We start from the raw sequence: 13,739 nt of genomic DNA, 5'->3' as shown, positions 1-13,739 counted from the left end.
AAATTTCTGGCAGACTGTCTGTAAAGGCACGATGAGGTCTCTTCTGATTTGTTAGCGCAACCAGTAGATCACACTTCATCGTGCTTTTCATTTTTCTGGGGAACCCTCAGCCCTGTGGGAGAGGGTTAGGGTGAGGGGGAAAAAATCACAACACCGGCGGCAGCAACCCCACCAGACGCCCCTCTTCCAGAAGCTGCATCGCCTTATCAATATCCGGCGCAAAGAAGCGGTCATCATCGTAATGCGATACGTGCTCACGCAGCACATGGCGTGCCTGTTCCAGCAGCGGGCTGGACTTCAGCCCTTCACGCAGATCGATCCCCTGACACGCCGCCAGCCATTCCACTGCCAGCACGCCACGGGTATTGGCGGCCATCTCCCACAGACGACGTCCGGCTGCCGGAGCCATTGAGACGTGGTCTTCCTGGTTGGCAGAGGTTGGCAGGCTGTCCACGCTGTGCGGATGCGACAGCGCTTTGTTTTCGCTCGCCAGCGCTGCGGCCGTCACCTGGGCAATCATAAAGCCTGAATTCACCCCGCCGTTGCGCACCAGGAACGGTGGCAGCTGGGACATATGCTTATCCATCATCAGCGCAATGCGCCGCTCGGACAAGGCGCCCACTTCGGCAATCGCCAGCGCGATGTTATCCGCCGCCATCGCCACGGGCTCGGCGTGGAAGTTACCACCGGAGACCACCTCGTTTTCCTGGGCGAACACCAGCGGGTTATCGGACACCGCGTTGGCTTCCACCAGCAGCACTTCTGCGGCCTGGCGCAGCTGCGTCAGACACGCGCCCATCACCTGCGGCTGACAGCGCAGCGAGTACGGATCCTGTACCTTGTCACAGTTATGGTGCGAATCAGCAATCTCACTGGTCTCCGTCAGCAGATGGCGATACATTGCGGCAGCGTCAATTTGTCCGCGCTGGCCTCGTACATCATGAATACGCGCGTCAAACGGACGACGCGAGCCCAGCACCGCCTCCGTGGTCAGCGCACCGCACACCACGGCCGAGGCGAACAGATCTTCGGCTTCAAACAGACCGCGCAGCGCAAAGGCCGTGGAGGCCTGCGTGCCGTTAAGCAGCGCCAGCCCCTCTTTTGCCGCAAGGGTGATTGGCGCTAATCCGGCCTTTTTCAGCGCCTCTTTTGCCGGGAGCCACTCTCCCTGCCAGCGCGCCTGACCTTCCCCCAACAACAGCAGCGACATATGCGCCAGCGGGGCGAGATCGCCGGAGGCGCCAACAGAGCCTTTGGCGGGGATCCACGGATAGACTTCCGCGTTCACCAGCGCCATCAGGGCCTGGATCACGCTCAGACGAATGCCGGAAAAGCCGCGCGCCAGACTGTTAATTTTGAGCACCATCATCAGACGGACAATCTCGTCGTCCAGCGGCTGGCCAACGCCTGCGGCATGGGAAAGCACCAGCGAACGCTGGAGATTTTCCAGATCGTGCGTGGCAATGCGCGTCTGCGCCAGCAGACCGAAACCGGTGTTGATACCGTAGGCGGTACGCCCCTCGGCAATAATGGCTTCAACGCAGGCCACGCTGTCGTTAATGGCGGCATGGGCGCTTTCATCCAGCGAGAGCGTGACCGGCTGACGCCAGACGTGACGCAGCTGTTTGAGCGTGAGCGAGCCGGGAGTGAGTGTTAACGCGTTCATTCATGCTTTCCTTGTGTGGCAGGGATCATCGGCAGGTTAAGTCCCTGCTCTGTGGCACATTCAATAGCAATCTCGTATCCCGCATCTGCGTGACGCATCACGCCGGTTGCCGGGTCGTTGTGCAGCACGCGTGCGATACGCGCGGCGGCTTCATCCGTTCCGTCACAGACGATAACCATCCCGGAATGCTGGGAGAAGCCCATCCCCACGCCGCCACCGTGGTGCAGCGATACCCAGGTCGCGCCGCTGGCGGTGTTGAGTAAGGCATTCAGCAGCGGCCAGTCGGAGACCGCATCTGAGCCGTCGCGCATGGCTTCGGTTTCGCGGTTCGGGCTGGCGACGGAGCCAGAATCCAGATGGTCGCGACCAATCACAATCGGGGCTGACACTTCGCCGCTGCGCACCATTTCGTTAAAAGCCAGACCCAGCTTTTGCCGCCACGCCAGCCCGACCCAGCAGATACGCGCCGGCAAGCCCTGGAAGTTAATGCGCTCGCGGGCCATATCCAGCCAGTGGTGCAGGTGTTCATCGTCCGCGACAATTTCCTTCACTTTGGCATCGGTTTTGTAGATATCTTCCGGGTCGCCGGACAGGGCCACCCAGCGGAACGGACCGATACCGCGACAGAACAGCGGACGAATATAGGCAGGGACAAATCCCGGGAAATCAAAGGCGTTGCTGACGCCCATCTCTTTTGCCATCTGGCGGATGTTGTTGCCGTAATCGAAGGTCGGAATGCCCATCTCGCTGAATGCCAGCATGGCGGAGACATGTTCTGCCATCGAACGCTTAGCGGCCAGTACCGTGCCTTCAGGATCGGTTTCTGCTTTTTGCTGGTAGGCTTCCCACGTCCAGCCTTTTGGCAGATAGCCGTGCAACGGATCGTGGGCGCTGGTCTGGTCGGTAACGAGGTCAGGGCGAACGCCACGGGCCACGAGTTCCGGCAGGATCTCTGCCGCGTTGCCGCACAACGCTATCGATACCGCTTTGCCTTCCGCGGTGTATTTTTTGATACGCGCCAGCGCGTCATCGAGGCTGTCGGCCTGTTCGTCAACATAGCGGGTACGCAGACGGAAATCGATGCGGCTCTGCTGGCACTCAATGTTCAGCGAGCAGGCGCCAGCCAGCGTCGCGGCCAGCGGCTGTGCACCGCCCATGCCACCCAGACCCGCGGTCAGTACCCAGCGGCCTTTCAGCGAGCCGTTGTAGTGCTGACGACCGGCTTCGACGAAGGTTTCATAGGTGCCCTGCACAATCCCCTGGCTGCCAATGTAGATCCAGCTACCCGCGGTCATCTGGCCATACATCGCCAGCCCTTTGGCATCCAGTTCGTTAAAGTGTTCCCAGGTCGCCCAGTGTGGGACCAGGTTAGAGTTGGCAATCAAAACGCGCGGCGCGTTTTTGTGGGTTTTAAACACACCGACCGGCTTGCCGGATTGCACCAGCAGGGTTTCGTCGTGTTCCAGTTCGGTCAGGGCCTTAACAATGGCGTCATAGCATTCCCAGTTGCGCGCGGCGCGGCCAATGCCGCCGTACACCACCAGTTCGTGGGGGTTTTCCGCAACCTCAGGATCAAGGTTGTTCATCAACATGCGCAGTGGTGCTTCGGTGAGCCAGCTTTTGGCGGTAAGGGTGGTGCCGCGCGCGGCGCGGACATCCTGCTGACGGTATTTACCTGACGACATTGTGTGCTCCTCATACGGGACAGATGATGCATTTAGATATACTTGTATAGACAAGCACACACAAGGTCAGATTTAACAAAAAAGATACAAATTTGTTATATTGCGTTAGCTATCACGCTTTTAAAACTTATGACATAAAGTGGCCCTGCAACCGATAGCGGCTACCGGGGAACAGCAGTCTTGCATGCGACACAATCTGCGCGGATGACCAGGTGCGGCGGCGGATCAGCAGGCAGGGATCGTGCTCTTTGATACGCAGCAGCTCGCACTCCTGCGGCGTCGCGCGCACCGCTTCCACAATGTGCTCCCCTTCCGTCAGCGGTGCGACAAGCGAGAGAAAGGCATGCGGCGTGGTTTGAGTGTAATCCTGGTCCAGATAGTCCGGTATCCGTTCGGCGTTTACGCAGCGATCCTCAATCTGCACCGGCACGTCATTTTCGAAATGCACCATTACGGAATGGAAGATCCGGGTTCCCTCCTTGACGTTCAGTACCGCAGCCTGCTCGGCGCTGGCCTGCGTCTCTTCAAGCACCAGCACTTCGCAGTGGTGCTGATGGTTTCGCGACGCTATCTCGTCCGCAATGCTGCGGATTTCAAACAGCGCCGATTGTCCTTTTGGCTCCGCCACAAACGTCCCGACCCCCTGCAGACGCACCAGCAGGCCTTCGTCGGTTAGCTCGCGTAACGCCCGGTTGATGGTCATCCGGCTAAAACCAAACTGCGCCACCAGATCGGCTTCAGAGGGAATGCGGTCATGCGGCCGCCAGACGCCGGTGGCGATTTTTTCGCTGATCGTCTGCTTCACCTTTTCGTAGAAAGGCGCGGGAGAGCCGGACGGCGGCTGAGGTGAGCGTGAGAACATCGTGACTCCTTAAATGTTGTTATGCCCACCAGTGAGCAATTTGCCAGGCCAGACGGGCGGCAAGCTTCGCCCCCTGTCCGTCCCGATCGTAGTGAGGGTTAAATTCTACCAGATCGGCGGCCTGCAGTTTTCCGCTACGGCAAATGCGCTCGATCGCGGGCAGGAGATCCCGCGCAGGCACGCCTAACGCCGCGGGGGCTGACACGGCGGGCATCTCGGCTGCGGGCAGAACGTCCAGATCAATGGTGAGGTAAACACGATCGGCCTGCGCCAGCACCTGTTCCAGGGCTGATAGCGCATCCAGGTGGAAATGCAGATCGTCCACCAGCGTGGCGTTAAGCCGTTCAGCCTCGTCAAACAGCGCCTGGGTGTTCGCCGCGCGGCTGACGCCAAAACAGGCGTACTGAAATTCCCGCGCGTGGTCAGCACAGTAGTTCGCCAGCTGACGAAACGGGGTGCCGGAGGTGGCCCGTTCGGCCTTGCGCAAATCAAGATGCGCATCCAGGTTGATGACCGCCACGCGCTCATTCGGGAACGCCTCAAGAATACCACGGCCGTGGGCCCAGGCGGTCTCGTGTCCGCCGCCCAACACCAGCGTACGCATGCCAGCCTGCTGACAGGTGACCACGGCATCGCTCAGTGCCTGTTGGCCCTCTTCCAGTTGGTCATCCTCAACGTAAACCGACCCCATGTCCACCAGCCGTTCGTGGCCGGAATGCGTTGCCATGTTCGCCAGCGCCTTACGCAGCACGTCGGGAGCCTGCGCCGCACCCTGCCTGCCCTGATTACGCCTTACTCCTTCATCACAGGCAAAGCCTATCAGCGCAATCGCGGATGAAACCGGGGTAAATTGCGACGGCTGGCGTATGGTCTGAAAAATACGTTTTGCGTTGCTGGCCTCGGCGCTGTCGTCGCGCCCCTGCCAGACGGTCTTAGCAACGGGCTGCCAACTCATACTGCCTCCCCCCGGAAAATGCGTTGATACAGCGGATTGCGTCCCGGCTCGTAAACCATTTCTACCGGATGGTCTGCATCCCAGACGATAAAATCAGCCATGAAACCGGCCTTTAACTGCCCGTGCGTTGTGCCACGCCCCAGCGCCTGCGCGGCGTGCCGCGTGACGCCAGCCCAGGCCTCTTCAGGCGTCAGGCCAAACTGTACGCAGGCCATGTTCATGGCCAGATGAATGCTCGCGAACGGGCTGGTGCCGGGGTTGTAATCCGTGGCGACCGCCATCGGTACGCCCTGCGCCCGGAGCTGTTCAACCGGTGGACGCTGACGCTCCTGAAGAAAATAGAACGCGCCAGGCAGCAGTACCGCGACCGTGCCGCTTTGCGCCATGGCCTGAACACCGTCCTCATCCAGGTATTCGATATGATCGGCAGATAACCCTTTAAATCGGCTGACCAGCGCCGCACCGCCCAGGTTAGAAAGTTGCTCCACGTGCCCTTTCACCGGAATACCCCGTGCGCGGGCGGCCAGGAAAAGCCGCTCGGTTTGTGCTGGCGTGAAGCCGACGTTTTCACAAAAAACATCCACGGCTTTGAACAGCCCTTTTTGCCACAGTTCGGGCATGATCTGCTCGCACACCAGTGTGAGGTACGCGTCTGGATCGTGGCGGTATTCCGCCGGAACCGCATGCGCGGCCAGCAGGGTTGGGCTGATCTCAACCGGATTACTCAGGCTGAGCTGGCGTGCGACCTGCAGCATTTTTTCTTCGGCCGCGGCGTTAAGACCGTAGCCGGATTTGATTTCCAGGGTGGTCACCCCTTCATTCATTAACCGCTCCAGCCGCTGCTGCGCCAGTGTAAGCAAATTTTCCGGCGAACTGTCGCGGGTTGCCGAGACGGTGGCGTTAATTCCGCCCCCCTGTGCGCTGATGGTCTGATAGGAGACACCGTTGAGACGCTGCTCCCACTCCGCCGCGCGATTGCCACCAAACACCAGGTGGGTATGGCAGTCGATAAGACCCGGCGTGACCAGGCGTCCACCGAGATCGACGCATTTATCATGCCCGGAAGGGAGGTCTGCTTCAGGAATAACGGCCAGAAGGGTTTGACCGCGCACCACAAGGGCATGATGCGCTTGCAGGCCATACGATTCTTCACCAGGAACCATTGTCGCCAGTCGCGCATTTCGCCATATCACATCGTCAGGATGAAGTCGCAGCATAAGCCTTTCACTTGTCATGGGTTGTATAGACATTTATTTTCATCTGCTGGCTGCTGTCAACCGCCTTTATGAAAATGTTATTTATTTGTGACGACTTTCCCGCCCCCTGCGGGCGAAAAATGCAACTTTTCCCCTTTTTATCTTCCCGTTTCGCTCAACTTAGTATAAAAAAGCAGGCTATTTCGTCTATCTCGTTTAAGACTTGCATACCCAGGAGCTTCACCTTGAACATTTCCAGGATTTCCCGTCTGGCGTTGGCACTCGCCTTTGGCGTGACATTATCCGCATGCAGTTCAACGCCACCGGATCAGCGACCTTCTGAGCAGGTCGCGCCAGGCACCGCGTCCCGTCCGATTTTGTCCGCTGATGAAGCGAAAAACTTCGATCGCGCGCACTACTTCTCCGCGATGGATCCAAACGCTGCGCCGTGGACGCCGTCTTCTATTAACCTGCCGAAGCAGCCAAACTTTGTTGTGGGTCCGGCAGGGGCGCAGGGCGTGACGCATACCTCTATTCAGGCTGCGGTTGACGCTGCCATCACCAAACACAGCGCATCTCGCCAGTACATCGCGATCATGCCAGGTGAATATGAAGGTACCGTTTACATTCCGGCAGCACCGGGCAGCATCACCCTTTACGGTCTGGGCGAAAAAGCCATCGACGTTAAAATTGGTCTGGCGATTGATTCCGAAATTGACAGCACCACCTGGCGTCACCTGGTCAACCCGGCGGGTAAATACATGCCGGGCAAACCGGCCTGGTATATGTTTGATAACTGCCAGAGCAAGCGTGCCGCTACCATTGGCGTGATGTGTTCTGCGGTCGTCTGGTCTCAGAACAACGGTCTGCAGCTGCAGAACCTGACCATTCAGAACACCCTGGGCGACAGCGTTGATGCGGGTAACCACCAGGCCGTGGCGCTGCGTAGCGATGGCGACAAAGTGCAGATCAACAACGTGAACATTCTGGGTCGTCAGAACACCTTCTTCGTGACCAACAGCGGCGTACAGAACACCCTGCAGAATAACCGTCTGACCCGTACGCTGGTGACCAACAGCTACATCGAAGGTGATGTGGATATGGTCTCCGGTCGTGGCGCGGTGGTATTTGATAACACCGATTTCCGCGTCGTGAACTCACGTACCCAGCAGGAAGGTTATGTCTTTGCGCCAGCGACACAGTCTAACCTGTTCTACGGTTTCCTCGCCGTCAACAGCCGCTTCAACGCCTCCGGTGACGGCGTGGCGCAGCTGGGTCGCTCCCTGGACGTGGACTCTGCAACCAACGGTCAGGTTGTGATCCGCGACAGCGTTATCAACGAAGGTTTCAACGTGGCAAAACCATGGGCTGACGCCGCCATCTCCAAACGTCCATTCTCCGGCAATACCGGTTCCGTGGACGATAAAGGAAACGTGCAGCGCAACCTGAACGACGCTAACTTCAACCGCATGTGGGAATACAACAACCGCGGTCTGGGTAGCAAAGTGGTTGCTGAGCCGAAGCAGTAATCTGTTTTGCCGGGTGGCGGCTTCGCCTTACCCGGCCTGTCCGTTAATGCAGTACCATCGGGCATAAAAAAACCTCGCGTTCGCGAGGTTTTTTGTTTTAAGCCGCTTAGTGAGCGTTAACCACTACCCACATTGGCCCCTGGCCTACCGCATAGCGCCCTTTCTCTTCCAGCAGGCCCTGCTCGCCTTTGATTTCGTACAGCGCGATGTGGTGAGACTTCTGCCCCGCTGCAATCAGGTATTTACCGCTGTGATCGATATTAAAGCCACGCGGCTGCGTTTCCGTCGGCTGGAAGCCTTCTACTGCCAGCACGCTGCCGTCTTCCGAGACGCTAAAGATGGTGATCAGGCTGGAAGTACGGTCACAGGCGTAGAGATGGCGACCATCCGGCGTAATGTGAATATCTGCCGCCCAGCGGGTATCCGAGAAGTCAGACGGCATCATATCCAGCGTCTGCACGCACTCAATCTGCCCGTTAGGATCTTTCAGTTCCCAGACGTCCACTGAACTGTTCAGCTCGTTGACCACGTAGGCGTACTGCTGGTTTGGATGGAAGACCATATGACGCGGGCCTGCCCCCTCTACGGTGGTCACTTCAGCCGGATTCTGCGCCACCAGGTGACCATCGTCGCTCAGGGTAAACAGGCAGATACGATCCTGCTTCAGCGCCGGTACCCACAGCGTGCGGTTGTCCGGGGAGATATTCGCCGAGTGGCAGCCTTCCAGCCCTTCCACCACATCCACGGTTTCGACTGGAATGCCCTCTTCCAGACGCGTCACGCTGACACAGCCCGCGTTATAGGAGCCGCTGAAAACAAAGTTGCCCTGGCGATCGGTTGAGATGTGGGTTGGGCTACCCGGCAATGGCGCTTCCGCAGTGTAAGTCAGCGCGCCGTCATCCGGAGAGATGCGGTAGGCCAGCACGCGAAACTCCGGGCGCACACCCACGTACAAGAAACGTTTATCCGGGCTGATCGCCATTGGTTGTACCTGACCTGGAACATCAACAACCTGCACCAGCGTGAGGGTCCCCTCGGCATTTAAACGCCAGACGTGGATCTGCTGGCTTTCAGGACTGGCGGTATAAACGGTTTGTTTCATGAATATTCACTCCTCACTGCGCATGAAAGTAGTTAACTTTTGACGGTGAATGCTGAATTGTCGACGGGAATTTTGACGCGTTCGCCTCTCGGTGTACCATCCCATCAGATCGTAAATTCAATATTAACCCGGAAAAACAAATGACCTCGCGTGTGATTGCTCTGGATTTAGACGGTACCTTACTGACGCCGCAAAAAACCCTTCTCCCCTCCTCCCTTCAAGCGCTTAAACGCGCACAGGAAGTGGGATATCAACTCCTTATCGTAACGGGTCGACATCACGTTGCCATTCACCCTTTTTATCAGGCACTGGCGTTAGATACACCTGCAATTTGTTGTAATGGCACTTATTTGTATGATTATCAAGCAAAAAAGGTTTTAGAATCCGACCCACTGCCGGTTCCCCAGGCATTGCAGTTAATAGATCTGCTGGATGAACATGCGATCCACGGCCTGATGTATGTCGATAATGCGATGGTTTATGAGCGCCCGACCGGCCACGTTATCCGCACCACCAACTGGGCTCTGTCTCTGCCAGAAGCGCAGCGTCCGGTCTTTACCCAGGTCTCTTCCCTGCGCCAGGCGGCTCAGGATGTTGAGGCTATCTGGAAATTCGCGTTGACCAATGAAGATACCAGCAAACTGAATACCTTCGCGAAACACGTTGAACAGGCGCTGGGTCTGGAGTGCGAATGGTCCTGGCATGACCAGGTTGATATTGCCCGTAAAGGCAACAGCAAAGGTAAACGCCTGACACAGTTCGTGGAGTCTCAGGGGTGGTCAATGCAGGATGTAATCGCCTTTGGCGATAACTACAACGACATCAGCATGCTGGAAGCCGCCGGAACGGGCGTGGCAATGGGCAATGCCGATGACGCGGTGAAAGCGCGCGCTAACGTGGTGATTGGCGATAACACCACCGACAGCATCGCGCAGTATATTTATACCCACCTGCTGTAATCAGGTGGTAATGGAGACGCTCTTGATTTGCGCGTAAAGCCACAGGCCAGGTTTGATCCCTAACTCATCCCTGGCCCACGGACTGATCCGTGCCCAGAGCGTCCTGCTCCCCACCTCAAGCTGCACCTCTACCTGACCGTTATCATCAAAACACTCGGCGACCTTCGCGCGCAGGATATTACGGATACTGGTCTGCAGCGGAGGCTGTAAAACCAGAGAGACATCCGACGCCTGAATACGAATACGCAGCGCCGACTGCAGGGGCTTGTCGATTTTATTCACCCACAGGTGCTGGTCGCCCAACGCCAGGGCGGTCATCGCGTAATGCGGGTGGTGCTCCAGCACGCTCACCTTCAGGATACTGCTCTGCTGCTCCCGGGGCAGCCACGGGTGCATGACGCTACTGCCCCAGACCTCTTCAAGATTGCCAAACGCCTTTACGCTGCCGTTTTCCAGCACCAGTACGTTATCCGCCAGATGCAGAATTTCATCCAGGGAGTGGCTGACGTACAGCATCGGGATCTTGATTTCACGCGCCAGGCGCTGGAGATACGGCAGGAGTTCACGTTTACGAGGAATATCCAGCGAGGCCAGCGGCTCATCAAGCAGCAGGAGTTCGGGGGCGGTGAGCAACGCGCGCCCTATCGCCACCCGCTGTTTCTCACCGCCGGAGAGCGAGGAAGGCAACCGGTCAAGCAGTGGCTCAATGCCCAGCAGCGTCACCAGCTTGTCAAACTGCGCGGCCATGCTTTTGGCCATGCCATAACGCAGATTCCCGCGCACGCTGTAGTGCGGGAATAACCGCGCATCCTGAAACACATAGCCAATACGCCGTTTATCCGGCGTCAGGTAAATCTTGTTTTCAACGTCATTCAGGACGCGATTATTCAGCACAATGCGCCCTGCCTGAGGACGTGTCAGGCCACCGATCGCATTAATGAGCGAGGTTTTCCCGGCGCCGGAGACCCCAAAGATGGCGGTGATGCCGGTGGCAGGCAGCGTCTCGTCCAGTGTAAGGGTGTGGTTTCCCAGCGTCTGGGTGAAATGGAGTTCCAGCATAACTATTTCCCCATCCGCTCGCGGCTGAGTCGCGCCAGCCATTCAGAGACCAGCAGCGATATCAGCGCCAGCACAATTGAGATAACGCACAGACGCGCCGCAGCACCTTCGCCACCCGGCGTCTGTATCAGCGTATACATGGCCGAAGGGATCGTCCGCGTTTCACCGGGGATGTTCGAAACAAAGGTAATGGTGGCACCGAATTCACCCAGCGAACGGGCAAAGGCCAGTACCGTACCGACAATAATGCCCGGCAGCGTGAGCGGTAGCGTAATGGTGAAAAAGACGCGCCAGCGCCCGGCACCCAGCGTGCGGGCAGCCTGTTCCAGTTTGATATCCACCCCTTCCAGCGCCAGGCGGATAGCCCTCACCATCAGCGGAAATGACATCACCGCCGCGGCCAGCACCGCACCGCGCCAGCTAAAGGCAAAGGTCAGCCCGAACCAGTCGTACAGCCATTGGCCGATAAACCCGCGTCGGCCCATGGACACCAGCAGCAGATATCCCACCACGACGGGCGGCAACACCAGCGGAAGATGGAGAACGCTGTCAAGCAGGGCTTTACCGGGAAACTTACAGCGCACCAGCAACCAGGCAAAGAAGATCCCAAAGGGCAAACTTAGCGCAACCGCCAGGGAAGAGACTTTCAGGCTCAGCAGTACAGCCTGCCATTCAGGATCGGTCAATATCATTCGTGAGTCGTAAATCCATAACGTTTAAAGATTGCGGACGCTTCCGGCCCCTTCAGGTACGCCTGGAAGGCCGTCACGGTCGCATTTTTATGTCCATCAACAATCGCAACAGGATATTCCACTTTCTTGTGGGCGTCTTCCGGGAACGTGCCAACCACTTTGACCCCCTTGCTGGCAACGGCATCCGAGCCGTAGACAATGCCCAGCGGAGCCTCATTGCGCTCCACCAGCGCCAGCGCACCGCGTACGTCTTCTGCCGGCGCCAGATCTGATGACAGTGTCTGCCACGCGCCCAGTTTCTGCAGGGCCTCTTTCGCGTAAATCCCAGCCGGTACATGGTCCGGATCGCCCACTGCCAGCCGGCCACCGTTCAGAAGACGCGTCCAGTGAGTCTCTTTGTTGATGGTGATGTCACCCTGCGGACTGGCTTTTGGCGCGACCACGACAAGGCTATTCCCCAGCAGCGTTTCGCGGGTTGTCGTATCCACGGCTTTCTTATCTACGGCGTAATCCATCCATTTCTGATCGGCAGAGATGAACAGATCGGCCGGTGCCCCCGCTTCTATCTGGCGCGCCAGTGTAGAAGAAGACGCGAAAGAGGAGACGACGTCGACGTTCTTCTCTTTTTTATACGCAGCAGCAATATCCTGCATCGCATTCGTCAGCGACGCCGCCGCAAAAACCGTAATTTTACCTTCGTCGGCCAGCGCGTGTCCGGTCAGCGAAAGTGCCAGCGTTGCCCCTGCGAAAAAGCGTAACCCTGTACGTGCCATCTGTAGCTCCTGTGAGTTTCGTTATATACGCAATAATATAACGACAACGCCGGAGATATCCCAGCGTTAAATCGTACCGATCAAGAGGTACAATTACCGGATGCTTTAAATCATATCGGCGATGACGAAAAATACTTGAGAGCAAAACGCCCGGGCAAGCCGGGCGTTTTGTGGGGAATCAGTGCTGCTTTTTAGCGCGGTCTCTGTGACCAATGTTCGAAAAGACGTTGAACACTTCACCCAGGCCGTAGATGGCACCGAGGATGATGGCCATCACTACTGGTACCATGATCACGGCGAATACCAGACTTTTCAACAACTCTAACATGGTTTTCTCCAGATATTGTGGACGGCTTATTCTACCCTGAAAAGTAAGAAAAACATCCCCTTTTGTGCGGTCCCCTTTGCGCCCTGTGCCATTTGGTTCACAATAGCCCTTTTGTCAGGACACTCCGTTATGCAGGCTGAAATTCTCCTTACCCTACGACTTCAGCAGAAGCTTTTCGCCGATCCGCGACGTATCGCCTTGCTTAAACAAATAGAACAAACGGGTTCAATAAGCCAGGGGGCAAAAAACGCGGGCATTAGTTATAAAAGCGCCTGGGATGCGATCAACGACATGAATACCCTGAGCGAGCAGATGCTGGTTGAGCGAGCCACGGGCGGCAAAGGGGGCGGTGGCGCCGTGCTGACCCGCTACGGCCAGCGTCTGATTCAGCTTTATGACCTGCTGGCCCAGATCCAGCAGAAAGCGTTCGATGTGCTAAGTGACGATGATAACCTCCCGCTGGACAGCCTGTTAGCCGCCATTTCTCGCTTCTCACTCCAGACCAGCGCCCGCAACCAGTGGTTTGGCACGGTCACCGCGCGCGATAACGGGCAGGTCCAGCAACATATCGAGATCCTGCTTGCCGACGGCACCACCCGCCTGAAAGCCGCGATTACCGCCCAAAGCGGAGAGCGTCTGGGGCTGGATGAAGGCAAGGAGGTGCTGGTGTTGCTGAAAGCGCCGTGGGTCGCAGTGACGCGCGATGCCGAACGCGCCAAAGCGGCAGACAACCAGCTGCAGGGCACCATCCAGCGCATTGAACGTGGTGAAGCGCAGTGTGAGGTCCTGATGACCCTGCCGGACGGCCAGGTGCTGTGCGCGACGGTTGCCCTGAGCGAGGCGCACGAATTAGAAGAAGGTGCTGTAGTCACCGCATATTTCAACGCAGACCGGGTAATTATCGCCACATTGTGCTGAGCGGATTGACAAGCG

Annotated in this window: 13 protein-coding genes; 3 read left to right on the top strand and 10 right to left on the bottom strand. The window is 57.6% G+C overall.

The annotated features are described in order from the left end of the window. Positions 1-145: 145 nt before the first annotated feature. From hutH to hutI, 5 genes are all read right to left on the bottom strand, one after another. Positions 146-1,666 (bottom strand): histidine ammonia-lyase, encoded by a 1,521-nt coding sequence (gene hutH, locus PUZ33_RS16195; protein ID WP_058680579.1) that lies wholly within the window; start codon positions 1,664-1,666, stop codon positions 146-148. Beyond that, the gene (gene hutU / locus PUZ33_RS16190) at positions 1,663-3,351 is read right to left on the bottom strand and encodes a urocanate hydratase (protein WP_013097506.1); all 1,689 of its coding nucleotides are present in this window, start codon (positions 3,349-3,351) and stop codon (positions 1,663-1,665) included. The genes hutH and hutU overlap by 4 nt, the downstream gene beginning before the upstream one ends. A 127-nt stretch (positions 3,352-3,478) precedes the next feature. Beyond that, positions 3,479-4,213: a histidine utilization repressor gene (locus PUZ33_RS16185; RefSeq protein ID WP_013097507.1), complete on the bottom strand. Its 735-nt coding sequence runs from the start codon at positions 4,211-4,213 to the stop codon at positions 3,479-3,481. A 19-nt stretch (positions 4,214-4,232) separates the two neighbouring features. Further along, positions 4,233-5,168, bottom strand: coding sequence for a formimidoylglutamase (hutG, locus tag PUZ33_RS16180; RefSeq protein WP_029882492.1), 936 nt, complete (start codon positions 5,166-5,168; stop codon positions 4,233-4,235). Next, a complete protein-coding gene (hutI, locus tag PUZ33_RS16175) occupies positions 5,165-6,385 on the bottom strand; it encodes an imidazolonepropionase (RefSeq protein WP_252107827.1) in 1,221 nt (406 codons plus the stop codon). Before hutI ends, hutG begins: the two co-directional genes overlap by 4 nt. A 224-nt stretch (positions 6,386-6,609) precedes the next feature. Here hutI and PUZ33_RS16170 point away from each other — a divergent pair, with 224 nt between their 5' ends. Next, positions 6,610-7,893 carry a putative acyl-CoA thioester hydrolase gene (locus tag PUZ33_RS16170; protein WP_038986074.1) on the top strand — a complete coding sequence of 428 codons (1,284 nt, stop codon included), beginning with the start codon at positions 6,610-6,612 and terminating at the stop codon, positions 7,891-7,893. Between the two features lie 106 nt (positions 7,894-7,999). Here the strand turns inward: PUZ33_RS16170 and pgl are convergent, their stop codons facing one another. Continuing rightward, a complete protein-coding gene (pgl, locus tag PUZ33_RS16165; protein ID WP_013097511.1) occupies positions 8,000-8,995 on the bottom strand; it encodes a 6-phosphogluconolactonase in 996 nt (331 codons plus the stop codon). 140 nt (positions 8,996-9,135) lie between these two features. Between pgl and PUZ33_RS16160 the strand changes: the two genes are divergently transcribed. Continuing rightward, positions 9,136-9,954, top strand: coding sequence for a pyridoxal phosphatase (locus tag PUZ33_RS16160; protein WP_062676787.1), 819 nt, complete (start codon positions 9,136-9,138; stop codon positions 9,952-9,954). Here the strand turns inward: PUZ33_RS16160 and modC are convergent, their stop codons facing one another. The 4 genes from modC to PUZ33_RS16140 all read right to left on the bottom strand — a co-directional run bounded on the left by modC (position 9,955) and on the right by PUZ33_RS16140 (position 12,806). Beyond that, on the bottom strand, positions 9,955-11,013 hold the full coding sequence (gene modC, locus PUZ33_RS16155) for a molybdenum ABC transporter ATP-binding protein ModC (protein WP_058680576.1): 1,059 nt from the start codon (positions 11,011-11,013) through the stop codon (positions 9,955-9,957). It abuts the gene before it with no gap. A gap of 2 nt (positions 11,014-11,015) precedes the next feature. Next, entirely contained in the window at positions 11,016-11,705 is a 690-nt protein-coding gene (modB, locus tag PUZ33_RS16150; RefSeq protein WP_013097514.1) for a molybdate ABC transporter permease subunit, read from the bottom strand. Beyond that, a complete protein-coding gene (gene modA, locus PUZ33_RS16145) occupies positions 11,702-12,478 on the bottom strand; it encodes a molybdate ABC transporter substrate-binding protein (protein ID WP_038418921.1) in 777 nt (258 codons plus the stop codon). The genes modB and modA overlap by 4 nt, the downstream gene beginning before the upstream one ends. A 178-nt stretch (positions 12,479-12,656) precedes the next feature. After that, the gene (locus PUZ33_RS16140; protein WP_013097516.1) at positions 12,657-12,806 is read right to left on the bottom strand and encodes an AcrZ family multidrug efflux pump-associated protein; all 150 of its coding nucleotides are present in this window, start codon (positions 12,804-12,806) and stop codon (positions 12,657-12,659) included. A gap of 129 nt (positions 12,807-12,935) precedes the next feature. Between PUZ33_RS16140 and modE the strand changes: the two genes are divergently transcribed. Beyond that, positions 12,936-13,724 (top strand): molybdenum-dependent transcriptional regulator, encoded by a 789-nt coding sequence (gene modE, locus PUZ33_RS16135; RefSeq protein ID WP_013097517.1) that lies wholly within the window; start codon positions 12,936-12,938, stop codon positions 13,722-13,724. The last annotated feature ends 15 nt before the right edge of the window (positions 13,725-13,739 follow it).

Origin of the sequence: Enterobacter cloacae complex sp. 2022EL-00981, assembly GCF_028737495.1 — a bacterium.
In the GTDB taxonomy this organism is placed as follows: Bacteria; Pseudomonadota; Gammaproteobacteria; order Enterobacterales; family Enterobacteriaceae; genus Enterobacter; species Enterobacter cloacae.
Note: the sequence above shows the minus strand (reverse complement) of the source record. Positions and strands in the feature narration are given on the sequence as shown.